Genomic DNA, 25148 nt, shown 5'->3' with positions numbered 1-25148 from the left:
GTGAGTTGCACATTATCGTCCACTCATAAAATAATAAATCAGATAAAATACGATCAATACACAGACTGCGATGATAAGTGTACGTTTTAAATTTCGTCCAGCGGGTTCATCATCTTTTTCCTCAATGGCAACATCAGGTAATTTCTCCTCCTGTTTTTGGTCGTTATGCTCGGGGATGTCATATTTATTTTCCATGATTCAATTTGTTTGTTATCATAAGTAGAACAGCGGTGGACTGTAAATCGTTGAGTTAGGCCAATTTTTAATTCATATAAAAGACCTGTTTTGTGGCACTGAGTGCGCGATGTGAATAAATAAAACGGTAAAGCATTGTGTTTTTTCGAGTATTTGCATACATTGCGGCTATATTTAACGCGATAAACCTAAACAACCTGTAAACCCTGCGTTTACAAATAATTTTGCGTTGAACGAAGTCTATAATAAATAATTGAGCACTAAATGAAAAGAAGAACTCTTATCGGAACATTGGTAGCTGGATGTATGATGTTGGCTGTTAGTCCAACATTTGCACAACAGAAAGCTGCAAAAAAGGAAATTGGTCTACAGTTATATTCTGTACGTGAAGAAATCGGGAAAAACCCGAATTTCGACCAGATTCTACAAAAGATCTCAGCATTGGGTTATACAGGAGTGGAAGCCGCTGGATACAAGGATGGTAAATTATATAACTTGAGTCCACAAGAGTTTAAGGCAAAAGTAGAAAAAGCTGGAATGAAAGTAATTTCATCACACGCAACGAAGACTTTATCAGACAAGGAGCTAGCTTCTGGAGATTTTACGGAATCGCTAAAATGGTGGGACGAATGTATTGCTACTCATAAAGCGGCGGGAATGAAATATATTGTTACGCCTTGGATGGATGTGCCTAAAACACTTAAGGATCTGGAAACACAATGTCGCTACCTTGATGCTGTGGGTGCGAAATGCCGTCAGCAGGGAATCGTATACGGATACCACAATCACTCACATGAGTTTAGAAAAGTGGAAGATAAAGTGATGTACGATTATATGATAGAGCATACAAATCCTGAGAATGTATTTTTCGAGATGGATGTGTATTGGGCCGTAATGGGACAAGTTAGTCCTGTTGATTATTTCAATAAATACGCCGGCAGATTCAAGGCTTTGCACATTAAGGACCACCGTGAGATTGGTCAAAGTGGTATGGTCGGTTTTGATGCAATTTTTAACAATTCAAAAGTTGTTGGCCTGCAATATATTTTTGTTGAGCTGGAAGAAACACGTAACGATATTTACACCGGTTTACAACAAAGCATTGATTATCTAAAAAAAGCTTCTTTTGTAAAGGCTAGCTACTTAAAATAGCCGGAAATCGGGAGAAAATTGACCCAGTTGAGACAATTCTCCGTTTGATAGATTTATTATTTTTCGTTAACTTGAATGTAATAAAAAGGGATTTTTTATTGGATTAAATTAGACCATATGAAACGGATTATTGTTGCTACAGACTACGCTGAAGAGGCCGAACATGCCTTAAAGTTTATTATGGAAGTTTTCGCGGGAAAAGAATACGAGCTCGTTTTATTTTCTCTTCAAAATCCTTCCATACATGCGATGAACGCTCGACTTTCTCCCGATTCTATGTTCAAAATTTTTGAACATCAAAGTAAGGTTTTACGACGTAAAGCCGAGGCTATTACTGCCGAAAGTGGTGTTTTGACTATTCCATATCTGGCAGCAGGCTTGTTTTATGACCAGATTACCAAGTGCATCCATGAGACGAATGCCGATTTGTTGGTGATGGGAATGGCCAAACGTTCCTTTGATCAAGATATGCTTGGCAATACGACCACGGCAGCCATTAGTAAGTTAAAAATACCAATCCTTTCAGTTCCGCTCGGCGCAAAATTTACGGGTCTGGAGCATATTCTTTTTGCCTGTGATATTGTTCGTGGTGTGCAAAAGGAAATTCTTGAAAAAGTAAAGGGTTTTGCCGCTGAGTTTGGTGCGGTACTGGAGGTACTCAACATTCGTAAAACAGTGGAGCAGCTAAATGAGGAAAAAGGAAAAGAAACAAGGGAAACCATCAACGACGTGATGGGAATCGTAAGTTATTACTACAAAAATGTAACGTCCAATGAGGTCGTAAAAGCTATCCGGGACGAGGTAAAAGAAAGCAGTACGGATCTGTTGGTTATGATCCCCTATAGGTACGGTTTTTGGAGCTCATTGACCCATCGAAGTAAGACGCGTATGATGGCCTCGGGGCTGGATGTTCCTTTGCTGACAATCTCGATCTAATTCTTTTTAACTATAAAAGCCCAGGTGAGCTGAGATCAACTGGGCTTTATCTTGATTGTACTTATTGAAATAGAGGGAGTATCTTATCCCAAATTTGCTGGTAGGCTTTATTGTTCCGGACGATTCCCTTATCTTCATCATAATAATTAGGTGCGTCAAAACTCCCGCCTTTACGCCTTTGTATTGAAAATATATTTAGAACTATTTTTGATCTTTTAGCTTGTAAAGGGCTGATCAGGAAGTTGAAAATTAATTTTTCTCCTTCTTTATTGCTTAGGAGATTATTGTTTTCAAGATATGTACTGGTTTGAATAAATCCCGAAGGCCGATCGAGCTGTACAATAAAATAACCACCATCCTGAAGCACTTGTATTATCTTGCTGTATGCCGAATCACTTGCGATCGGGATAGTTTTAGTACGGTCTGGATTTTGTGCCAACAGGGGGCTGGAAAAAATAAATACATAAGCAATCAACATCAAGGAGAATTGGATTAAATGTTTCATATTACCGAATTATAGATCTTATCAAGTTAATACTTTAATTTAACAATTTTATTTTTGGCGACAGCTTAGGTAGTCATGCTATTATTTAATTCGTATACCTAATATTTTTAGACTACGTTCTTCCTGATCTAAGGTTGCTATATTGGGTAAGTTAGCCCATTCCTTGAAACCCATTTTTTCAAATAATGCAATGCTTGGAAGATTGTGTGCAAAGATAAATCCCAATAAGGTATGTACGCCTAAATCTGGAGCTTTATCAATGCAGTACTGGAGAATCTGTTTACCCAGGCCTCGGCCACGCTGCTGTTCATCCAAATAGATACTGATTTCTACTGTTGCGTCATAAGCTGGACGACCATAGAAAGATTGGAAACTTACCCATCCAAGTATCTGGTTATTTTCATCTTCTATCAGCCACAGGGGTCTTTTCGAAGCGTTATGTTCGTCAAACCATTTTTGTCTACTGGCAACAGATACTGGGGCAGTGTCTGCAGTAACCATGCGGGAGGCTATTGTAGAGTTGTATATTTCTACTATGCGTGGTAAATCATGTTGTGCTGCGTCGCGAAATTTTAATTGATTCATGGTTTGTACTGTTTAATTGTTGTTTGGACGACTCTGATATGCTGCCCGAAGATAGCCTGTGTTGCGAATAACAAGCAGATAAAAAGAATGAATTTCATGAAGATCGGCTTTATATTAAATCTGTTTTTGTCAAACTTAGATAAATTGCTTTTTATATGCAATACAATTACCCTTCATAAAGGTAACAATTCATACATGTGAGACATTTCTTGTTGTGTTTCTGGCTGGTTTATATCGATCACAGGGGTAAATTACACGATTTCTGTATTTTATGAGTGAAATTTACACTAATTTGAACAAATATTTCACTACATAGTGTTATTTTTTTCTCATCTTAGATCATTCAACGAAGAGACATCAGCGTTATTGATGATAGATCTTAGCGAAATAGCTTGTCTTTTCGTTTAGTTATACAGGAACTTTTCTAAACAGGAATTTTTCACCGAGTTCCGGTCGCCATAAAATCACTAAAAAATTATCTAAGAAGGATCTAGGGAAGAGATTGGCTAGCAGCCATGCTGTTAGCTACTTTTTTGAATACAACGAATCAATTATGAACGCATTGCAAGCTGTACCTAAAATCCGAATCCGTTCAATGGATGTTATGCGTGGTTTCACGCTGTTCTTGATGTTATTTGTCAACGACTTGTTTATTCCAGGTGTACCTAAATGGCTGGTTCATTCGGAAGCAGATGAGGACGGAATGGGATTGGCGGATTGGGTATTTCCGGGATTTCTTTTTATGGTTGGAATGGCAGTGCCTTATGCTGTTGCGGCCAGGGAAAAGATAGGTTCATCGACAACGGTCATTTTTGTTCATATGCTGATCAGAACATTAAGTTTATTGCTTATTGGTGTATTGATACTGAATGGTTCGCGAGTTGATCCACAGCTGACGGGGATGTCACATTTGTTGTGGTTGGGACTGCTGTATGTATTCGTTTTTCTGATTTGGAATCATTATCCAAAAGACATGCAATATCAGTCCATTTATAAGGGGCTGCGTGCAGTTGGTATTATGGGGATTATTTATCTCCTGTATATTTTCAAAGCGTCGGATGGAAAAGGCTTGGAAGTAGGGTGGTGGGGGATTTTAGGGTTGATAGGATGGGGATATTTTGCCTCGGCTTCTATTTTCTTATTGAGCAGGGGAAAGATAATTGTGGTTGTATGTGGATGGTTGGTGTTTTTGGTACTCAATATGCTGAGCCAAATGGGATTTAAAGTTGAATTCCCTGGTGTCGGAAGATATTTACATGTTCTTCTAGCTGGGAATATACCCTGTATTGTGTTGTCTGGAACAATCATAGGGATGCTTATGAAACGTTATGCGGCAAATCCAAGGGTATTGTTGCGTTTTTTGCTGGTTATTGGTTTGATTTGGCTAGTTGCAGGTTTTGTATTGCGTTTTTGGTTTATTTTATCCAAAATCATGGTACGCCAAGTTGGGCATTGGTTTGTTGCGGGATTAGTGTATTGCTTTTGATACCACTTTATTATTTCATTGATGTGAAAGGCTACCATCGCGGGATAAGATTGTTTGAGGAGGCCGGAAAGAATTCATTAACGACCTATCTTGCTCCTGATCTGATTTACTTTGTCTGTTGGGGGTTTCATCTTCCACTGTTCTTTTATAAGCAATCTGATTATATGAGCTTAGCTATTGCCGGTTCATTGTTTTGGGCTTTAGCCATGTTGTGGTATGCAATCTTGCTAAAGAAGCTACATATTTATCTGAAACTTTAGTTAGCGAGTAAGCATCAAATGTGAATGCTTTACGGATTATATTTTAGGACGATCAATATCATCTAGAAACAAAATAAAAAGCTATTATGGAATGTAAATTGAAATCAATATTTGGTCAGACCTTCACTGTTCTGTTATTGACTTTATTGTTGTATCCTAGTGTAAGTTGTGCACGAGCGAAAAACAAAAAAGTTGTTATCGCCTATGTCACTTCCTGGTCTAAAGTGATGCCTGATCCGACTTATCTGACGCATATCAATTATGCCTTTGCACATGTCAGCGACAGCTTTGACGGCCTACGTATAGATAATGAATCTAGATTGAAGGCTATTACGGATCTTAAGAAAACACATCCACATCTCAAGGTATTGCTGTCCGTTGGCGGCTGGGGAAGCGGTCGGTTTAGCGAAATGGCTGCTAATGAATCTAATCGGCAAAAGTTTGCCAAAGACTGCTGGCGTGTGATGAAGGAGTTTAATCTTGATGGTATTGATATCGACTGGGAATATCCAACGAATTCTTCTGCAGGGATCTCGTCTTCTTTAGCGGATACGGAGAATTTCACCTTGCTCATGCACGATATCCGCAAGGCTATTGGTAAGAAGAAACTGTTGACTTTGGCTTCTGTTGCGAACGGTAAGTATATTGCTTTTGACAAGATTAAGAATGATGTGGATTTTGTGAATATCATGACTTATGATTCGGGTCATCCGCCTTATCATCACGCGAGTTTACACCGTTCACCTTTATCTGGACATACAACTTGTGTGGAGGCCGTTAAGGCCCATATCGAGGGCGGTATGCCTGTTGAAAAATTGGTGCTGGGAATTCCATTCTATGGTCGGGGCAATAAAACTGAAGTCAAGGGTTTTATCGATTATAAAGATCTGCTTTCACTGCAGGGCTTTGAGCAGAAATGGGACGATGAGGCTAAAGCGCATTATCTTGTCAACGATAAAGGGGATTTTGTACTGACTTATGAAACGCCAGAATCGATTGCACTTAAATGCGATTATGTACACACGACAGGACTACTCGGTGCGATGTACTGGGAATACGCGGGAGATACAGCAGGAGGTATCTTACGGGATGCCGTCTACAAAGGTATTCTAGAATAAACAAAAAAGCCTAACGTGAGTTAGGCTTTTTTGTTTGTGGAGCTGGAGAGATTCGAACTCTCGTCCAGTCATGGTACTGTATACGCTTTCTACATGTTTAGCTTCTCTTTAATTGTCGAGCGAGGGAAGGTGAGTCGCTTACCTATACCGTACGCCGTAGTTGCTGTTTCTCACAAGTGCTTAGCAACATCACACTTGCCAGTTCTATTGTTCGATGCCCCGAATGTTAAACCAAAGAACAGGATCTAACGGGACAAATAGCTATGTTAAGTCTAACTTAAGCAGCTAAGGCGTAGTTTTCTTCGCCAGTTATAATTCTGAAAGTTCAGATTAAAGTGCTCTACTAACAACGCACTACATGCTTACATAACCGTCTCCATCCTGTCAATTCCGGTCAACCCCAATTATGTCTTACAAAGGTACAATTTTTTTGCTTAATCAGCAAGATACGTGCGATTCTTGTTTAATGCTTTGGTTCTGAATGGAAAACAAATGATGCTTTAATAAAATAGCTTAAGAATCGAACCTGATTTGATTGGCTGAGTGTTCTGTTACTTTTACAGGGATTTTGATAGGGAGGAAGTTCTTGATGGATTTATGTTTCCAATAAAAAAGCTGGATATAAAATCCAGCTTTTTTATTATTTGATCAATCTAATTATTTGATCAATCCAGCTCTTTTCAACAAAGGTTCTACCGAAGGTTCTTGTCCGCGGAAACGTTTGTAAAGGACCATTGGATGTTCGGTTCCACCTTTTGAAAGAATATTATCCTTGAATTTGGTTGCGATTTCCTGATTGAAAATGCCGTTTTGTTTAAAGTAGTCAAATGCATCGGCATCCAGTACTTCGGCCCATTTGTAGCTGTAATAGCCCGAAGAATAACCGCCATTGAAAATATGGGAGAAGGCCGTGCTCATGGCATTTTCCTTGACATCGGGATAGAGTTTTGTTGAGGCAAACTGTTCATCTTCGAATGCTTTCAGATCCGAGATCGCTGTTGGATCTTGTCCATGCCAGCCCATATCCAATAGACCAAAGCTCAATTGGCGCATTGTTGCCATACCCTCAAGAAATGAAGCGCTTTCGCGGATCTTTTCGACAAGTTCAATCGGGATCACTTCGCCAGTTTCATAGTGTTTGGCAAATAGCTCAAGAGCTTCTTTTTCGTAGCACCAGTTTTCCATCACCTGACTCGGTAACTCGACAAAATCCCAATATACAGAGGTTCCAGATAGTGTAGGATAAGTGCTGTCAGCTAGCATACCATGTAGGGCATGTCCAAATTCGTGAAATAATGTGGTCACTTCCTGAAAGGTCAACAGCGAAGGTTTTGAAGCTGTAGGACGCGTAAAATTGCAAACAATGGAGACATGCGGACGTTCTTGTTTACCCTGTTGAATGTACTGTGGTTTGAAAGATGTCATCCAGGCCCCATTTCTCTTTCCTTTACGTGGGAAGAAATCGGCATAGAAGATAGCGACTAATTCACCGTTGTCTTTACTGACCTCAAATGTTTGTACTTCTTCGTGGTAGGTATCTATTGTATCGACTTCCTTGAAGTTGATGCCAAACAAGCGATGGGCTACTTCAAATGCACCTTGTAAGACATTTTCGAGTTTGAAATAAGGTTTGAGCTTTTCATCGTCCAGATTAAAGCGTTCTTGTTTCAACTTTTCGGCATAATAGGCACCATCCCATTTTTCCAATTGGTCTATGCCATGCATGTTTTTTGCAAATTGGGATAATTCTGCAAATTCTTTCACTGCTGCTGGTTTCGCTTTTCCAAGGAGGTCGTTTAGGAATTCGGTGACTTTACTTGGGTTTTGCGCCATACGTTCGGCAAGGACAAAGTCTGCATGGGTGGCGTAGCCTAATAATTTGGCCCGTTCGAAGCGCAGTTTTACAATTTTAAGGACATTGCCCACGTTGTTGTGCTCGTTGTCCTGAAAAGCTTTACGGCCTGCGGCGAGGGTAATTTCTTTGCGAAGTTCCCGATTGTCGGCATAAGTGACAAAAGGAAGATAGCTCGGGAAATCCAGGGTAAAAAGCCAGCCTTCTTTTTCGTTGGCTTTAGCCAAAGCATGGGCAGCTTCTACAGCACCCTCTGGAAGTCCGGCAAGATCTTTTTCGTCTGTTACCACCAGCTGATAGGCATTGGTTTCGGCCAGGACATTCTCTCCAAATTTCAATTTTAAAAGTGATAGCTCAGCATCTATTTCGCGGAGCTTTTCTTTCTGTTCATCATTTAAAAGTGCGCCGTTGCGTACAAAATCCTTATAGGATTTTTCCAATAAGGTGGTTTGCTCTGCTGTCAATGTCAGTTGATCCTTCTGATCGTATACAGCCTTAACCCTTTTGAAAAGATCGAAATTTAAGGTGATATCATTACCTAAAGCAGATAGTTTTGGGGCGACATCCTGTGCGATCTTTTCGAGATCAGCATTGGTTTCAGCGGAATGGAGATTGAAAAATATATTGGACAAACGATCTAGTGTCTGTCCAGAGTAGGACATAGCAGCGATGGTATTGTCAAAAGTTGCCGTTTCGGGATTGTTGACGATAGCATCGACTTCATCTTTTGTCCTCTGAATAGCTTCATCAAATGCGGGAATATAATCTTCGTTTTTTATCTGTGAAAACGGAGCCGTGTCGTGCTGCGTTTTAAATTTCTCTGTTAAAATACTCATAGGAGTAAATGTAATAAATATTTATTTTAAGCGATAACATCTGCTTAAATTATGGGGCTGAGATGATATTTGACCGAATAGGCGGTTAGGCTGTGCCGAAAATTTAGGAGGAAAATTAGAACTGCATAAAAAAAGAGCTCAGAGGAGCTCTTTTTTATATTTGGATAGGAGATTAGGCCAGTTTTCCTAATGCTTCTTTGATTCTTTTTAAAGCTTCGATCAAACTTTCGTCTGAGGCTGCATAAGACAAGCGGATGTAATTGTCGTTACCGAATGAATCTCCACCTACTGTAGCTACGTGACCAACATTCAATAAGTACAATGCCAAATCAGATGAGTTTTTAATGACATTACCATCTTGGTCTTTTTTACCAAAGAACGAAGAGATTTCTGGGAAGAAATAGAATGCACCCTCTGGAAGATTTGTTCTTACGCCAGGGATTTCAGTCAATAGATCGTATACCAATTGGCGACGACGAGCGAAAGCTTCTTTCATTTTGTTGACAGATTCTAATCCCTGTTCATAAGCGACGATACCCGCACGTTGAGAAATTGAACATGTACCTGAGGTTGTCTGTCCTTGTAATTTATCATTCGCGGCAGCAATGGTTTTGTTGGCAGCGATATAACCTAAACGCCATCCCGTCATTGCAAATGCTTTTGAAAAGCCATTGATGATAATTACTCTATCTTTGATGCTTTCAAATTGTGCGATGGATTCGTGTTTGTCTACAAAGTTGATATGTTCGTAGATTTCATCGGATAGGATAAATACCTGTGGATGTTTTTCGAAAACTTCGGCTAATGCAGCCAATTCATCTTTGCTGTAAACTGTTCCTGTAGGGTTGTTTGGCGAAGAGAACATAAACAATTTGGTTTTTGGTGTAATTGCCGCCTCCAATTGTGCTGGTGTAATCTTAAAGTTATTGTCGATCTCTGTATTGATAAATACCGATTTTCCTTCTGCTAAAACGACCATTTCGGAGTATGATACCCAATATGGTGTTGGGATAATTACCTCATCACCTGGGTTGATCAAAGTCAAAATTACATTAGACAGGGATTGTTTCGCACCTGTAGAAACAACAATTTGAGAGATATCATAATCTAAATTGTTTTCTGTCTTCAACTTGTTTACAATTGCCTGGCGCAATTCAGGGTATCCCGGTACCGGCGAATAACGCGTCCAGTTTTCATCTAGGGCTTTCTTCGCTGCATCTTTTACATGCTCAGGGGTGTTGAAATCAGGTTCACCTACGCTAAGGCTAATTACATTAACGCCTTTTGCTGCTAATTCGCGGCCCAACTTGGTCATTTTAAGTGTAGCCGATTCGGACAAATTATTTATCCTGTCTGATAAGTATGATGATGTGCTCATGGTAAGACAAAGATATTATATACGTTGCAAATAATCTTCTTTATTTTTGAGAATTTACAAAGAAAAGTAGCTCTTTTATTGGGCTTTTTTAATAAAAGGGCAGTTGAAGCGATTTAGCACAGTTATTTAATTGATCCCTGATGTTGGATGTTCAAAACTAATCGTTCTGATTTGTCGTTATATCTTTACCTTTGCGCTCACAAAAATGCTGGCTAGTCCTCATTTCATCATTAGCTCATAGAAGGTTTCATATAGAAGATAAGCATCATGTCAAGACAAAGAAGATTGGTTTTATTATCGCTTTTTACGGGAATAGGTTTGATGATTGTGAAGTTTTTTGCCTACTTTTTAACGGACTCCAGTGCAATCTTTACAGATGCGGCAGAGAGTATCGTTAATGTGATTGCTTCGGGTTTTGCATTTTATAGTATTTATCTTTCGGCGCAGCCTAAGGATGAGAATCATCCCTACGGGCATGGTAAAGTGGAATTCTTTTCGGTGTTTTTAGAAGGTGGACTTATTTTTATCGCCGGCGCCATTATCTTAGCCAAGGCTTGTTACAATCTTTTCTTTCCTGCAGCGTTAACACACCTTGAACAAGGGATTTATCTAATTGGTATTACATCTGTGATAAATTTTGCAGTAGGATTCTATATCATGAAGCGTGGACGTGCATTGGGGTCTATTACCTTGGTGGCGGACGGAAAACATCTGCAGGTAGATGCCTATAGTACGGTCGGATTGATACTGGGTTTACTATTGATGAGACTGACAGGTTTCCAATGGATCGATGTGGTCATTTCAATTGTACTGGGGCTTTTTATCCTCTTCAATGGTTATAAGCTACTTCGCCAATCGATCGGTGGATTGATGGATGAATCGGATACAGCGCTCGTACAGGATGTAGTCGAAATCTTGGAGCGCAATCGGAAAGATGAATGGATTGATGTTCATAATCTTCGTGTACAGCGCTATGGGAACGAACTCCATGTGGATTGCCATCTCACACTACCCCGTTACCTTGACCTGATCCAGGTGCATGATGAAATTTCTGCTGTAGATAAGATTGTCAATAAGGAAATGTCGGTACGGACCGAATTTTTCGTTCATGCGGATCCTTGTCTTCCACAGTGCTGCCAATATTGTCAGGTCGGCAATTGTCCAATTCGTTCGGAGCAATTTCGGGGACGAATTTCTTGGGACACAGACAATGTTACACGAAATCAGAAACATTTTTTATATGCTATTGCTGAATAGCGGATGCAGTTTCTACCGTTCTTAGTAGGAATAGTGTCTAGTCTGATTTCTTCGCGTATAGTAAACTAAAAAAAAGCTAGTTTATATAAATATATATAAAAAAAGGTATCTTTGCCTTTTAGCAAAAGAGTTTAAAAATCCTATATGAAGCACATTCGTAATTTCTGTATTATTGCGCATATTGACCATGGCAAAAGTACTTTGGCAGACCGCCTTTTAGAGTATACCAATACCATCAGTCAGCGTGAGGCACAGGCACAATTACTTGATAATATGGATTTGGAACGTGAACGTGGTATTACGATCAAGAGTCACGCCATCCAAATGAATTATAAAAGAGATGGTCAGGAATATATCTTGAACCTGATTGATACCCCGGGACACGTGGATTTTTCTTATGAGGTGTCGCGTTCAATTGCTGCCTGCGAGGGCGCTTTGTTGATCGTTGATGCATCTCAAGGTATTCAGGCGCAAACGATTTCAAATTTATACCTAGCGTTGGAACATGATTTGGAAATCATCCCAATTCTTAACAAAATGGACCTTCCTGGTGCTATGCCTGAAGAAGTCAAAGATCAGATTGTGGATTTGATCGGTGGTGACCGCGATGCGATTATTCCTGCATCTGGTAAAACAGGTCTTGGTGTTCCGGATATTTTGGAGGCTATTGTGGACCGTATTCCACATCCAGTTGGTGATCCTGATGGACCTTTGCAAGCCTTGATTTTTGACTCTGTTTTCAACTCATTCCGTGGTATCATGGCTTATTTTAAAGTTGAAAATGGTGAAATCCGCAAGGGCGACCGCGTGAAATTTGTTGCTACTGGGAAAGAATATTTTGCCGATGAAATTGGTACACTGAAGTTGAATCAAGTACCTAAAGAAGTCATTAAGACCGGTGATGTAGGTTATATTATCTCTGGTATCAAGGAGGCACGTGAAGTGAAAGTAGGGGATACCATTACGCATAAAGATCGCCCTTGTTCTGAGGCTATCCAAGGGTTTGAAGAGGTGAAACCGATGGTCTTTGCGGGTATTTATCCTGTAGATACGGAGGATTACGAGGAGTTGCGTGAATCGATGCACCGTTTGCAGCTAAACGATGCTTCTTTGGTGTTTGAACCAGAGTCGTCGGCAGCCTTGGGTTTCGGTTTCCGTTGTGGTTTCTTGGGTATGCTTCACATGGAGATTATTCAAGAACGCCTAGAGCGCGAGTTTGATATGACGGTGATCACGACAGTTCCCAACGTATCCTATAAGGCCTATATGACCAAAGATAAAGAGGAAGTGATCGTACATAATCCTTCTGATCTACCTGATCCAAGTAAATTGGATTCAATCGAAGAGCCATATATCAAAGCTAATATTATTACGAAATCGGATTTCGTTGGACCAATTATGTCACTTTGTATCCAAAAACGCGGTACGATCATGAACCAGCATTATTTGACTTCAGATCGTGTTGAATTGGTTTTTGAAATGCCAATGGGAGAAATTGTATTTGACTTTTATGATAAGTTGAAAACAATCTCTAAAGGTTACGCTTCATTTGATTACCACCAGATTGGTTATCGCAAGTCAGATTTGGTAAAACTGGATATTCGATTGAACGATGAACCTGTAGATGCCTTGTCATCGTTGATACATCGGAGCAACGCGTATGATTTTGGTAAAAAGATCTGTGAAAAACTAAAAGAACTGTTACCCCGTCAACAATTTGAAATTCGTATCCAGGCGTCAATCGGTGCAAAGATTATTGCCCGGGAGACGATCTCAGCTTTACGTAAAGATGTTACGGCAAAATGTTATGGTGGTGATATCTCCCGGAAGCGTAAGCTTTTGGAAAAACAAAAGAAAGGTAAGAAACGCATGCGTCAGGTTGGGAACGTAGAGATTCCGCAATCTGCATTTATGGCGGTATTGAAATTAGATTAATCAAAATAACACAATAATAAAGGAGCTCTTGGGCTCCTTTTAAATACAATAAAATCTCCTAAACATGAATCTTTTAGATGGTAAACTAGTTTCCGAAAAAATTAAAGAGCAAATTGCGTTAGATGCGGCTGAATTTACGACACAGACTGGCCGTAAGCCTCATCTGGTTGCTATCCTTGTGGGGAATGATGGTGGTAGCGAAACCTATGTAGCTAGCAAAATGCGCAACTGTCAACTGGTCGGCTTTGAATCAACAAACATTCGTTATGATGAAAACATAACAGAGGATGAATTGATCGCTAAGGTCAAAGAAATCAATCAGGATGAGTCTATCGATGGTTTGATTGTGCAGTTGCCTTTACCAAAACATATTGATCCAGATAAAGTTACCGAAGCAATTGATTACCGCAAAGATGTTGATGGTTTCCATCCGATCAACCTGGGACGTATGCAACGTAATCTTCCTTGTTTTATTCCAGCTACGCCATATGGTATTATGTTGATGTTGGAATATTATAAGATCGATACAGCAGGCAAGCACGCTGTAGTGGTTGGAAGAAGTAATATTGTGGGATCGCCAATGAGTATCTTACTGGCTCGTAATTCCAATCCAGGTAATTGTACTGTGACATTAACACATAGTCGCACAAAAGACCTTAAAACAGAGGTTTTGCGGGGTGATATCATTGTTGCAGCAATCGGTAAGAAAAATTTTGTTACAGCAGATATGGTTAAAGACGGTGCGGTTGTGATTGATGTCGGTATTAATAGAGAAACTTCTACAGCTACAAAATCTGGTTTTAAGCTATTTGGTGATGTCGATTTTGAAAATGTTGCTCCTAAAGCATCCTGGATTACACCGGTACCGGGCGGAGTTGGGTTAATGACAATCGTGGGTTTATTGAAAAATACGTTAGAAGCTGCGAAAGGAACAATCTATCCGAAGCAATAATTTTGTCTAATTGGCATAGAAGTTGTAAATTGATGTATACGTGCTCTGATGAGCCGTTGAAAACTACACTCATAAATCAATTTATAATGAAAAAAAATTGCACTTTTAGCAGTCGTAGCAGGAGCATTGGTCATGTCTTCTTGCAACAATTCGGAGAAAAAAGACACTACAGCGACAGATTCGGCAAAAACAGTCGGTGAGCATGTAGATGCGGCAATCGCAGATTTAAAAAATGCGGAGGAAAATGCCCGTTTGAAAGCAGAACAAGCGAAAAAGGATTTGGATGAAGCTATCGCGAAAGGCGATAAAGCCGCCGAGGAAAAAGCTCGAGCTGCTTCTGAAGAAGCTAACACAGCTTGGGAGAAAACCAAGGATGCTTTGCGTAATGCTGGAGAGGATGTAAAAGAGGGATTGAAAGATGCAAAAGATGCGACAGTAGATGCGACAAATACAGCTGTTGATAAAACAAAAGACGCTGCAAAAGATGTCGCTGACGGTACGAAGAAAGTTGCAAATGATGTTGCTACCGGAACCAAGGAGGCTGCTAAAGATGTAAAAGATGCTTCCAAAAAAGTAGGTGACGATATTAGTCGGAAAGCTAAAAATGTAGGTGAAGCGTTGAAAAATTAGTTGACATATTTCATTTGAACGATAGGAAAGGGGAGCACTTTTTTGAGTGCTCCCCTTTTTATATCACATCTTTATAACGTTGGCTTAAATAAGCTTATTGGTAGTAATCCCATAACAATTTGGAAAGTTTACGGGTTAGTACCTCTGCTTCATTTGTTTTTCCCCAGCTTTTATCCGTATTGTTCTTAGTGAAAATACTGAAAACGTAATCTCCTTTCGGCGCATTGACCAAAATGACCTCATTGCGTACGTCATCTAAAGAGCCTGTTTTTGAAGCTGTTTTAACAGTGGATGGGATTTGCGATAGCCCTCTTTCATCATAGAACATGTTGCCCATAAAACGATACATCTGATCGGAAGATTTTTGGGATACAACTTTGCCTTGTCGGATCCGTGTGACCAAGTCGGCCATTTCTTTTGGTGTAGTTTGGCCCCAACCATATCTTTCCCAATCCGGCTTCCGTCCCTCTGTCTGTGAGTTGACACGTGTGTGGGCCAGTTGAAGATCGCTCATTAATTTATTGATCGCGACACCTCCGCCCGCAAGTTTTTGATTCCAAATGCTGGTTACATTATCACTATAAGATAGCATAAGCGCAACCAAGGTTTTCAGATCAACTTGTGTACTGTCCTTAAAAAATTGCATCAGCCCTGAGCCGCCATATCGTTGACTAGCACGGTAGAGCAGTTGCTGATCAAGTTGTAGTTCACCTTTTTCAATTTTATCAAATATGCCGACTAAAATGGGGATTTTGACAATGCTTGCTGTCGGGAAAATGCTGTCGCCCTGGATGTTGACTTCTTTGTTTTTTTTGAGATGGTGTACATAAATGCCAACATCGCCTTGAAAACCCTGAATCAGCTGTTTAATCTGTGATTCGAGTTTTTTATCGGTAGCGGCTTTTTGACCAAAGGACAGTAATGATGAGAATAGTAACGCAAATGATAGGAATATTTTGTGCATTGTGAAGATATAATATATGTTAAATGTGGTGGATAATAGTTATTTTTATTGTTTATAGGGCTTAAGTTATGAAATATCCATGATTCGTACGCACAGACATCGATGAAAAATAAACTGGATATACTAGCACGGACATTGAAGACTGATTTTGACTATGAAATTATTTATGATTTTGATCGGTTGTAAACCGAAAAATAGACGGACAGAACAGCATGACATTTTCTTTGGTATTGGTAATGAGCTCAAGGATTTTGTCGATCCCATTAAAGATTTTTGGCCAGAGGCTGACGGTAAAATTCACATTGATGCGTACCGTATTGTCCATAAGATTGGGGAATATGAGATCAAGGTTACTGAAAGGGGGAATGAACAGGCTATTGATTCGGAATTGAAGTTGTTTTTTGTCAATTTAGGTGGCTACAAACCGAATGAATTTGACGAGTTCCATTACAAAGAACTTATTGTAGCATCTAGTTTGGCCAAGGCGACTGAAAAGGCAAAACGCACTGTTTTTTGGAAGCACCACAGTTCGGCACATATCGATGATAAGTACGGTTTGGATGTTGATGATATTTATGAGATAGAAGATTTGCTATTACCTCATGATAAAGAGCTGTATAGTATTCAAATTACGCCAAAGATCGGTCTAGAAGAAGATACCATTGCGAATGGATATTTTAAACTGAATGCGCTGTAATAAGAATGTGTTATTGGATTTCTTAAACATAAAAAAGGCTTCTTTATTAAGAAGCTTTTTTATGTTTAACCAACCTTTTGTTGGTTCTGATGTTGTTTTCTAATGACACTATGTTTTTTGCCGTATACAAAGTAAATCAATAAGCCTATAGCAAGCCAGACGGCTAAACGCTCCCAGCTTTCAATTGGCAATGAAGCCATCATTAAAATACAGACCAAGATACCCATGATTGGAACGAAAGGAACCAATGGTGTTTTAAATGGGCGTTCCAAATTAGGATCTGTTTTACGCAGTACTAGAATACCTACACATACGAGAGTGAAGGCAAATAGGGTACCAATACTTACCATATGGCCAAGGTCAGAAACTGGAACGAAACCTGCGAATATACTTACAAATACCATGAAAATAGCATTTGTTTTCCAAGGAGTCTGTCTTTTGGATAAGTCTGAAAATATCTTTGGAAGCAAACCATCTTTACTCATCGAATAAAATACGCGGCTCTGACCAAGTAACATCACGAGAATAACTGAAGTGTATCCTGCAATAATCGTAATAATCAACGCTGTATTTAAGAAATGATATCCAGTTTTTGCAAAAGCTGTCGCAACAGGTTTTGCGTCACCTTTGAACATCGTATAGTTTTCGATGCCTGTCATTACGTAAGAGAATAAAACGTACAAAAGTGTACAGATTATTAACGAGCCGATGATACCGATTGGCATACCTTTTTTTGGATCTTTCGCTTCCTGGGCAGCTGTACTCACTGCGTCAAAGCCGATGAATGCAAAAAAGACAACCCCAGCAGCGCGCAATACACCACTGATACCAAAGTGACCGAAGTCATCACTCTTTAAAAATGACCAGAAGCTTTGTTGTCCACTTTTTACAAGCTCTTCACCTGCATTTACAGGGATAAATGGATCGTGGTTTGCAGGATTGATAAAGCTCCATCCCAAGGCGATAAAAATCAATACAACACCGACTTTTAGGATAACCAATATATTGTTTACACGGGATGATTCCTGTGTACCACGCATGAGCAATAGCGACAGTAAACAAACAATAATGATAGCAGGTAAGTTGACCACTCCACCTTCCCAAGGGCCTTTGAGTAGGGTATCGGGGAGCTGGATATGGAATATCATCAGGAGCTGGTTGAAATATTGGGACCAGCTGACCGCTACTGTAGCTCCTGCCAGTGCGTATTCTAGGACGAGATCCCAGCCGATAATCCAGGCGACAAATTCACCCATTGTGGCGTAGGAATATGTGTAAGCACTTCCGGCAACAGGAATCATAGAGGCAAATTCGGCATAACAAAGACCTGCGAACCCACAGCCTACTGCTGCGATAATGAAAGATAGGATAACAGCTGGCCCTGCATTTTCAGCAGCAGCAATCCCTGTTAGGGAGAAAAGTCCTGCCCCAATGATGGCCCCGACACCGAGGGCGATAAGGCCCGAGCTGGACAGTGTCCTCTTTAGCGTGTGTTCTCCATTTTCATTTGCTTCAGCAATGAGTTGAGGAATCGATTTTTTAAATAGCATAGGATTAATTCTTTACGATTATTTAGCTTTTCAATTGTTTAATTAATGTCAAATATAAATGATCTCAATGAAAAAAGGGAAGATTGCTCCTCCCTTTTGTAATAAAATCTGAATCAAATGCTTGTTTGGGTACTAATACGCTGCTGTAAAGCGTTTATTGAGGAATTGTTTATTCTCAATTTCGTCTGCTATTGCTACAGCAAGATCCTCTACTGATAATCTAGAACGACCTTCCTGATCAAATACAGGAGCATCAAGGCCTGTGCGGTATTTTCCGGTACGTGTTCCACCAGCATGGGAATTCATTTCTATAGCGGGACTAAACATGGTCCAGGTAAGTTGATCTTCTTTCTGGATGGTATTCAGATAATCTGCTGCAGCTAATGCCCCAGGTTTAATTTCTTTGGGAAAATCCGGTGAATCGACCAGTCTATTTCCATCAATCAATAAACTTCCTGCACCACCAATAACAATGAAACGATTGATACCGGCATCTTTAACAGCCTGTTGGATGGCCAATGCACCTTTTGTAAAATCCTCATAAAGATTAGGGTTGGTCCATCCGGCATTGAAAGCCGAAACAACAACATCAACACCTTTTAGGGCAGAAACCAATTGATTATTATCATTGATATCTACTTGGAGTTTGGTTACTTTTTCACTCGATGGAATATTTTCGATGTGGCGGGCGATGGCGACTACGTCATAGTTACGGTCTACCAATTCTTTTACGAGATGAGATCCTACATATCCTGTGGATCCAATTACTGCTACTTTCATGCTTCCTTTAATTAAATGTTTTGCTAAAATCAGACAGGATTATCTTTTCCAAACGCTGTACAATATCAGTGTCGACTTCCTGATACAGATCCTGGAGTTTGGAGTTGATATTTTTGCCCACAATACAGGCCGGATTGGGACTGTTAAATTTCCCACCGAAATCGGTTTGCTTGGTGCTGATATAAATATCAGCCAAGGTAATCGTTGGATTTTCGGGATTTATGCGAATACCGCCGCCCTTACCTTCTTTACTCGTTAGTAAAGATGCTGTTTTGAGAGATGCAATTTCTTTGCGAACCACACTTGCATTGACTTGGATGCTTGACGCGATATATTCAGAAGAAAGCCATTGATTTGACTCTTCTAACTGTGCCAGAACCATAATGTGTAATGCTGTTGCGAACCTCAAGTTGTGTAACATCCTCTGCTGATTTTTCTAAATTATAACACAAAGTAACAGAAAAGGTTTTAAACTGAAATAAAAATTATTACAGTTTAAAACCTTCTGACAATCACGTGATAAAAGTGTTTGTTTTTTATTTTTTCTCGTTAAATTTTTTATAGCTATCCATGATATAGACTTTCAGAGTCTCTTGGCTGCTGTTTTGAATAAATTTATAGGAAGGTCTAAATCTTTCCTTAAACAGGGCTAGATCCGAACCATTGAGTGGAGTCAATTCTTTGATCAGATTTTCGGTGAATTTGCGATCAACTGCTCTTTTCTCACGTTCATCGACTAAGAGTTTATAATTTGAACGTGCTTGTTTTCCCTCTTTGCTAAATATACGGCTTGGAGAAATTCGTACTCCGCCGCGGTTTTGACTTGCGTCGGAATACTTTCCTAAAGTCTTCTCGCGCTGGATTTCAGCAGCAAGTCTACTGTCTGTCATCCTTTCTACGACAACTTCACTGAGTTCGATAACATTATTCATTCTGTTCAAATAGATTCTGCGTAAGCTCGTATCATAAATGAAAACAGTATCTTGTTCATATCCCACAGCTTTGATTAACAAGAGGTCGTTAACATTGGCGTCAATTGCAAAGGAGCCATCTCTATTGGTCTGTACTTCAGCCTTGGTTCTTAAATTTTGAATTTGTGCAGCCTCAATTTTCTCACCGCTGACAAGTTCCATAATAATCCCCTTGGTTTTTTCCTGTGCAACAAGATGTCCACTCATTAGTGTAATAAGTAAGCAGCTTAGAATCGTTTGTAAGATTTTCATGTGAATAAATATAGTTATGTATTTTCAATCTATGAATGAACCGGGTATTTGCCGTTTTGTTTACGCCGTACGTTCATGAGCGTTCTCTAGCCAAAAATAACGAATAGATTTTGAAAATCTGCTAATTTGCTTTCCACGAATTATTGTCTGGGTTCTTGTCCGGCATGACCATGTCAGGATCTAACTGTACAGATTGCAGTGGCTCTGTGGTCGGAATTTTAAATTGCCATACGTCGTTTCTTTCCCAGATTTCCACGGGTAGTTTTTTTCGAATCTTCTTGCCCGATACGGTTGTAGCTTCAACAATAACTGGCATCGGTAATTTTTCGAGATTTTCCACGGTGACAAGTGCGCCAAATTTTGGCTCGTTGTTGACATAGGATACTGATTTTATACCTTGGTCCATTTGCCAGTTGTTGACAAACCACCCGCGCCAGAACCAGTTTAGGTTTTCACCAGCACCATTTTCAATAGCTTTGAAGAAATCCTCCGGAGTAGGGTGTTTGTAAGCCCATTCTTGGATATATTTTTTAAAAGCGTAATCGAAGCGCTCAGGACCGATGATTTCGTTTCGCAATAATTTCAGTCCATAAGCTGGCTTATAGTAGACCAAAGCACCAATATTACGTTCTTTCATGTTTTGCGGGGTACTCATGATCGGTTCAAGATTACGGGCAGTAAAGATGTACGATCTGCTCGCCTGATTACGGTAATATTCGCCATTGTTGAATTCTTTTGTTGCGAGTTCGTTAATAAATGTATTGAACCCTTCATCCATCCATCCATGTTCACGTTCGTTGGATGCGACAATCATTGGGAACCAATTGTGACCAAACTCGTGGTTGGTAACACCCCAAAGAGATCCTGCTTTGGCCTGATTGCCACAGAACGACAAGGCTGGATATTCCATTCCACCGACATTGGAGGCTACATTGACCGCTACAGGGTAAGGATACTCAAACCAGCTTTTTGAATAGATTTCAATTGCGGCTTTGGTGTATTCTGTCGAGCGTTCCCAGGCATTGTTACTGTTACTTTCAATTGGATAGGCAGACAAAGCGAGGGATTTTTTTCCACTCGGTAGATTGATCTTCGCGCCATCTAATATAAATGCCGTAGAGGACGCCCAGGCAATGTCTTGGGCATTATTAAGTTGATATTTCCAGGTTAAGGTTTTCTTGTCGGGCCTGGAGTTTTTTGCGTTAACTTCTTCGGCGGAGCGGATGATCACGGTTTCGTCGCTGCGTTGTGCCTGTTGATATCGCTTGAGTTGCTCAGCTGTAAATACTTCCTGTGGGTTTAACAATTCACCACCCAATACAACCATGTGGTTTGCCGGGGTAGTGATCTCAACCTGGTAATTTCCGAATTCACGATAGAATTCTCCCGGTCCTGTATAAGGAAGGGTATTCCAACCTCTAATGTCGTCATAGACACACAGTCTTGGGAACCATTGTGCAATGGCATAGATTTTTCCGTTTTTTGTGTCAAGTATACCTGTACGGTCCGCACCGTATTTAGGAACTGTGTATTGGTATTTAATCTTAAACGTTATTTTTCCGCCCTTGCTCTTTAACGCAGCAGGAAGTCGAAGCTGCATGCGGGTATCGTTAATAATATGTTCGATCGTATTTCCGTTTACATCCGTAACAGATTGTATCTGATATCCACCATCAAAAGTTGAGTTGCCATCACCGTAACGGCTGTTGGTCAAGGGGGAGATCAATTGACCGCGGCCATGTTGTGAAAACATATTTTGATCTAATTGTAACCACAGATAGTTCATATTGTCTGGACTATTGTTGCTATAGGTAATCTCGACAGATCCTGTAATTTGATCATTTTGATCGTTCAGGGAAGCCTGAATCTTATAGTCGGCTGCATTTTGCCAGTAGGCAGGGCCCGGTTTTCCGGCTGCGGAACGATATTCATTGCCATTATTTTTAAAAAACAAGGGTGCAAAGGCCTCTGTATAGCTGTAATTGGATGTTTTCTCCTGTGCAAAGGCCGGATAAGCATAGCTCAACGCAACAAGGCTTAAAGAAGCCAGTGCAATTCTTTTCATCATACGTCTACTTAAATTATGTTTATTTGCTCCAATATACAATGAAAAGTACATTGAGCCAAAAAAAACGCAAACGACGTCTTATAATAAAAGGGATAGAAAGTGACCTTAAAGGTTTATTTTGGATAATTGGAGGCTTTTTAGAACCTCCATTCCGGGAAGCATTGTGGAACTATTTTAAATTTGTTACGTACTCTGCTTCATTAAAACCGAGTAATATACCTTTGTTGTATTCAATAACAGGACGTTTAATCATACTTGTATTTTCCTGAAGTACTTTATTGGCACTATCACTGTCAATGACTTGCTCTTGAGTTTCCGGAGATAACTTTTTCCATGTAGTTCCCTTTTTATTCACTAGAGCCTGCCAGTCTACCTGTGTTTCCCATTCTTTTAATTTATCCACACTGACGCCTTCTTTTTTGAAGTCATGAAATTGAAAGGGAACATTATTGTCTTCCAACCATGTAAGTGCTTTTTTTTACTGTGTTACAATTTTTGATACCGTATACCTGTAGCATAATAGTGACAATTTGGTGAATCCAAATTTAATCAATCCCGATACAATTTTTAAAATAATTCATATTTCTATGGTGTCTTATCTGTGATTTAAGGATAATTGTGGATATGTTGTTGTCAATGCCATTGAAAAATCAATGCCATTGAAAAAAGAGCAACCGGAAAGTTCCTTTTCAATTGAACAATCAGGGTTTTATGATTTGTTAAGATTCTATATCCCATGTGAAATGATAGTGTATTTAGTACACTATAAAAATTAGGAAGTAATAATAATTTTTAATAATTTAGTAGCTTCAAGTTTAATGAAAGATTAAAATAAATCAATAACAGAAATATGAGCCTAAAAGATTTTAAAGGTGTATTGACAGGAGATCAAGTACAAGAGTTGTTTGAGGTTGCGAAGAAACATAAGTTTGCTTTGCCTGCGGTAAACATTATCGGAACAAACTCTATCAATGCGGTTATGGAAACTGCGAAAGCAGTAAATTCTCCTGTAATTATTCAATTGTCAAATGGTGGAGCGCAATTCTACGCTGGTAAAACCTTGAACAACGATAATTTACAAGCTTGCGTATTGGGAGCGGTATCTGCAGCACAACATGTTCATTTATTAGCTGAGCATTATGGTGTAGCAGTTATTCTGCATACAGATCACGCAGCTAAGAAACTTTTACCTTGGATCGACGGTTTGTTGGACGCTGGCGAGAAATTCTTTGCGCAACATGGAAAACCATTGTTCTCTTCTCACATGTTGGATTTATCGGAAGAACCAATTGAAGAAAATATTGAGATTTCAGCTAAATACTTAGCACGTATGAAACCACTTGGTATGACTGTGGAGATCGAGCTGGGGGTTACAGGTGGTGAAGAAGACGGTGTTGACAACTCGGATGTGGATAGTTCAAAACTGTATACCCAACCGGAAGAGGTTGCCTATGCTTTTGAAGAATTGTCTAAAGTATCTGACAAATTTACAGTGGCAGCTGCATTTGGTAATGTTCATGGTGTTTACAAACCAGGTAATGTGAAATTGCAACCAGTTATATTACATAATTCTCAAGAATATATTCGTGAGAAATATAATCTTACTGCTGAGAAGCCCGTAAACTTCGTATTCCACGGTGGTTCTGGTTCTTCTCCGGAAGAAATTGCAGAAGCGATTTCATACGGTGCGATCAAAATGAACATTGATACGGATATGCAATGGGCTTTCTGGGATGGTGTAAGAGCTTATGAAGCGAAAAACCATGATTATTTGCAAGGTCAGATCGGTAATCCAGAAGGAGCTGATTCTCCAAATAAAAAATATTACGATCCACGCGTTTGGTTACGTAAAGGTGAAGAAACTTTTGTTGCTCGTCTGAAAGAAGCATTCGCTGATTTGAATGCAGTAGACGTTAATAGCAAACTATAAGCTTAGGTTGAAAAAATAGATCATAAAGGCGCCCTTAGATAGGGCGCCTTTTTTATGTCAAAATAGGTTAAAAATATTGTTCTTAATAGGAATTGGCTTATTTTTTGACGAACAACAATAAAAAGTCAAGTAAATATGAAATTTTTAGGAGTCAGTGTAATTCTTTTATTAATTGCCCAAATGGGGTTTGGGCAGGTGAAGCAAAATGTTGGCGATTTTTCTTCGGTTGTAGCGACGGACAAGATTCAGGTGGAGTTGATTAAATCCGACGAGTCCTTGGTGACGTTTGAAGGACAGAACCATGAAAATGTTAAGGTTGTCAACACAAATGGATCCTTGGTTTTGAAAATGAATACGTTGAATATGCTGCAAGGGGGGAATATCTCTGTGAAGGTATATTACAAGAGTTTGAACAATGTGGAAGCAAAAAAAGGAGCCAAGGTATTTGCAACTACAAATAATCCAGTTGCTGCTGACCACTTAAAAGTATATGCTTCAGAAGGTGGTTTGGTCGATCTCTATACGGCTGTAAAAACAGCTGAAATAAAAGTGACCTCGGGGGCTACAATCGCTTTGTATGGAAAGGCAGATAAACAGGAGATCATTTCGAATTTTGGCGGCAAATATGAAGGTAAAGATTTTAAGACGAGTATCACGACGGTCACTGTGAATGGTGGCGGTAAAGCAGATGTTTATGTTACTGATTCCATCGAAACCAAAACACGTGGTGGCGGTGTCATTGATGTCTATGGAAAACCAGAACAACGTGTAGAAAAGAAAATGGCCGGAGGAACAGTCAACTTTAAATAAGTAAACTGTCTTGGATTTGTCAATTTTAGTGCGAGTTCATTTTAGTTGA

The 25148-nt window shown here is 39.7% G+C and carries 24 protein-coding genes and 1 other RNA gene; 12 read left to right on the top strand and 13 right to left on the bottom strand.

Annotated features, from left to right (window positions below; genetic code table 11):
• Positions 1-12: 12 nt before the first annotated feature.
• Positions 13-195, bottom strand: coding sequence for a hypothetical protein (locus tag BV902_RS23880; protein ID WP_075994062.1), 183 nt, complete (start codon positions 193-195; stop codon positions 13-15).
• 264 nt (positions 196-459) lie between these two features.
• Between BV902_RS23880 and BV902_RS23875 the strand changes: the two genes are divergently transcribed.
• Positions 460-1347 (top strand): sugar phosphate isomerase/epimerase family protein, encoded by an 888-nt coding sequence (locus tag BV902_RS23875; RefSeq protein ID WP_075994061.1) that lies wholly within the window; start codon positions 460-462, stop codon positions 1345-1347.
• A 117-nt stretch (positions 1348-1464) separates the two neighbouring features.
• On the top strand, positions 1465-2283 hold the full coding sequence (locus tag BV902_RS23870) for a universal stress protein (RefSeq protein WP_075994060.1): 819 nt from the start codon (positions 1465-1467) through the stop codon (positions 2281-2283).
• A gap of 61 nt (positions 2284-2344) precedes the next feature.
• Here the strand turns inward: BV902_RS23870 and BV902_RS23865 are convergent, their stop codons facing one another.
• Both BV902_RS23865 and BV902_RS23860 read right to left on the bottom strand, forming a co-directional pair.
• A complete protein-coding gene (locus BV902_RS23865) occupies positions 2345-2788 on the bottom strand; it encodes a hypothetical protein (RefSeq protein ID WP_157626209.1) in 444 nt (147 codons plus the stop codon).
• 81 nt (positions 2789-2869) lie between these two features.
• Positions 2870-3373: a GNAT family N-acetyltransferase gene (locus tag BV902_RS23860; RefSeq protein ID WP_075994058.1), complete on the bottom strand. Its 504-nt coding sequence runs from the start codon at positions 3371-3373 to the stop codon at positions 2870-2872.
• Positions 3374-3926: 553 nt separating this feature from the next.
• On the opposite strand from BV902_RS23860, the gene BV902_RS23855 reads away from it, so the two are divergent.
• From BV902_RS23855 to BV902_RS23850, 3 genes are all read left to right on the top strand, one after another.
• The gene (locus BV902_RS23855; RefSeq protein WP_237241812.1) at positions 3927-4859 is read left to right on the top strand and encodes a DUF5009 domain-containing protein; all 933 of its coding nucleotides are present in this window, start codon (positions 3927-3929) and stop codon (positions 4857-4859) included.
• On the top strand, positions 4856-5119 hold the full coding sequence (locus BV902_RS28255) for a DUF418 domain-containing protein (RefSeq protein WP_237241810.1): 264 nt from the start codon (positions 4856-4858) through the stop codon (positions 5117-5119). Before BV902_RS23855 ends, BV902_RS28255 begins: the two co-directional genes overlap by 4 nt.
• Before the next feature lie 86 nt (positions 5120-5205).
• Positions 5206-6237 (top strand): glycoside hydrolase family 18 protein, encoded by a 1032-nt coding sequence (locus BV902_RS23850; protein ID WP_075994057.1) that lies wholly within the window; start codon positions 5206-5208, stop codon positions 6235-6237.
• Positions 6238-6271: 34 nt separating this feature from the next.
• Here the strand turns inward: BV902_RS23850 and ssrA are convergent.
• From ssrA to BV902_RS23835, 3 genes are all read right to left on the bottom strand, one after another.
• Positions 6272-6639, bottom strand: a transfer-messenger RNA (tmRNA) gene (ssrA, locus tag BV902_RS23845).
• A 255-nt stretch (positions 6640-6894) separates the two neighbouring features.
• On the bottom strand, positions 6895-8925 hold the full coding sequence (locus BV902_RS23840; RefSeq protein WP_075994056.1) for a M3 family metallopeptidase: 2031 nt from the start codon (positions 8923-8925) through the stop codon (positions 6895-6897).
• 172 nt (positions 8926-9097) lie between these two features.
• Positions 9098-10303 (bottom strand): pyridoxal phosphate-dependent aminotransferase, encoded by a 1206-nt coding sequence (locus BV902_RS23835; RefSeq protein WP_232475608.1) that lies wholly within the window; start codon positions 10301-10303, stop codon positions 9098-9100.
• A gap of 267 nt (positions 10304-10570) precedes the next feature.
• On the opposite strand from BV902_RS23835, the gene BV902_RS23830 reads away from it, so the two are divergent.
• The 4 genes from BV902_RS23830 (at position 10571) to BV902_RS23815 (ending at position 15077) form a co-directional block, all read left to right on the top strand.
• Positions 10571-11560 carry a cation diffusion facilitator family transporter gene (locus tag BV902_RS23830; RefSeq protein ID WP_075994054.1) on the top strand — a complete coding sequence of 330 codons (990 nt, stop codon included), beginning with the start codon at positions 10571-10573 and terminating at the stop codon, positions 11558-11560.
• Between the two features lie 144 nt (positions 11561-11704).
• Positions 11705-13495 carry a translation elongation factor 4 gene (gene lepA / locus BV902_RS23825; protein ID WP_046672392.1) on the top strand — a complete coding sequence of 597 codons (1791 nt, stop codon included), beginning with the start codon at positions 11705-11707 and terminating at the stop codon, positions 13493-13495.
• A 64-nt stretch (positions 13496-13559) separates the two neighbouring features.
• Positions 13560-14447, top strand: a complete 888-nt coding sequence (locus BV902_RS23820) for a bifunctional 5,10-methylenetetrahydrofolate dehydrogenase/5,10-methenyltetrahydrofolate cyclohydrolase (protein ID WP_075994053.1) — start codon at positions 13560-13562, stop codon at positions 14445-14447.
• A gap of 132 nt (positions 14448-14579) precedes the next feature.
• A complete protein-coding gene (locus BV902_RS23815) occupies positions 14580-15077 on the top strand; it encodes a hypothetical protein (protein ID WP_075994052.1) in 498 nt (165 codons plus the stop codon).
• Between the two features lie 94 nt (positions 15078-15171).
• Here BV902_RS23815 and BV902_RS23810 read toward each other — a convergent pair whose 3' ends face one another.
• Positions 15172-16041 carry a serine hydrolase gene (locus BV902_RS23810; protein ID WP_075994051.1) on the bottom strand — a complete coding sequence of 290 codons (870 nt, stop codon included), beginning with the start codon at positions 16039-16041 and terminating at the stop codon, positions 15172-15174.
• A gap of 154 nt (positions 16042-16195) precedes the next feature.
• On the opposite strand from BV902_RS23810, the gene BV902_RS23805 reads away from it, so the two are divergent.
• A complete protein-coding gene (locus BV902_RS23805) occupies positions 16196-16738 on the top strand; it encodes a DUF1543 domain-containing protein (protein ID WP_198385983.1) in 543 nt (180 codons plus the stop codon).
• A 65-nt stretch (positions 16739-16803) separates the two neighbouring features.
• Here BV902_RS23805 and BV902_RS23800 read toward each other — a convergent pair whose 3' ends face one another.
• The 6 genes from BV902_RS23800 to BV902_RS23775 form a co-directional block, all read right to left on the bottom strand.
• On the bottom strand, positions 16804-18288 hold the full coding sequence (locus tag BV902_RS23800; protein WP_075994050.1) for an amino acid permease: 1485 nt from the start codon (positions 18286-18288) through the stop codon (positions 16804-16806).
• Positions 18289-18420: 132 nt separating this feature from the next.
• Complete coding sequence (locus tag BV902_RS23795) at positions 18421-19068, bottom strand: NAD(P)-dependent oxidoreductase (protein WP_075994049.1); 648 nt, start codon at positions 19066-19068, stop codon at positions 18421-18423.
• 7 nt (positions 19069-19075) lie between these two features.
• Positions 19076-19489 (bottom strand): Rrf2 family transcriptional regulator, encoded by a 414-nt coding sequence (locus tag BV902_RS23790; RefSeq protein WP_075994048.1) that lies wholly within the window; start codon positions 19487-19489, stop codon positions 19076-19078.
• A gap of 115 nt (positions 19490-19604) precedes the next feature.
• A complete protein-coding gene (locus BV902_RS23785) occupies positions 19605-20291 on the bottom strand; it encodes a carboxypeptidase-like regulatory domain-containing protein (RefSeq protein ID WP_075994047.1) in 687 nt (228 codons plus the stop codon).
• A gap of 121 nt (positions 20292-20412) precedes the next feature.
• Positions 20413-22359: a M1 family metallopeptidase gene (locus tag BV902_RS23780; RefSeq protein ID WP_237241809.1), complete on the bottom strand. Its 1947-nt coding sequence runs from the start codon at positions 22357-22359 to the stop codon at positions 20413-20415.
• A gap of 169 nt (positions 22360-22528) precedes the next feature.
• Positions 22529-22819 (bottom strand): ArsC/Spx/MgsR family protein, encoded by a 291-nt coding sequence (locus BV902_RS23775; RefSeq protein ID WP_335682251.1) that lies wholly within the window; start codon positions 22817-22819, stop codon positions 22529-22531.
• Between the two features lie 390 nt (positions 22820-23209).
• Between BV902_RS23775 and fbaA the strand changes: the two genes are divergently transcribed.
• The gene (gene fbaA / locus BV902_RS23770; protein ID WP_046672381.1) at positions 23210-24289 is read left to right on the top strand and encodes a class II fructose-bisphosphate aldolase; all 1080 of its coding nucleotides are present in this window, start codon (positions 23210-23212) and stop codon (positions 24287-24289) included.
• Positions 24290-24424: 135 nt separating this feature from the next.
• On the top strand, positions 24425-25099 hold the full coding sequence (locus tag BV902_RS23765) for a head GIN domain-containing protein (RefSeq protein ID WP_075994045.1): 675 nt from the start codon (positions 24425-24427) through the stop codon (positions 25097-25099).
• Positions 25100-25148: the final 49 nt, after the last annotated feature.

It is taken from the genome of Sphingobacterium sp. B29 (assembly GCF_001952815.1).
In the GTDB taxonomy this organism is placed as follows: domain Bacteria; phylum Bacteroidota; class Bacteroidia; order Sphingobacteriales; family Sphingobacteriaceae; genus Sphingobacterium; species Sphingobacterium siyangense.
Note: the sequence above shows the minus strand (reverse complement) of the source record. Positions and strands in the feature narration are given on the sequence as shown.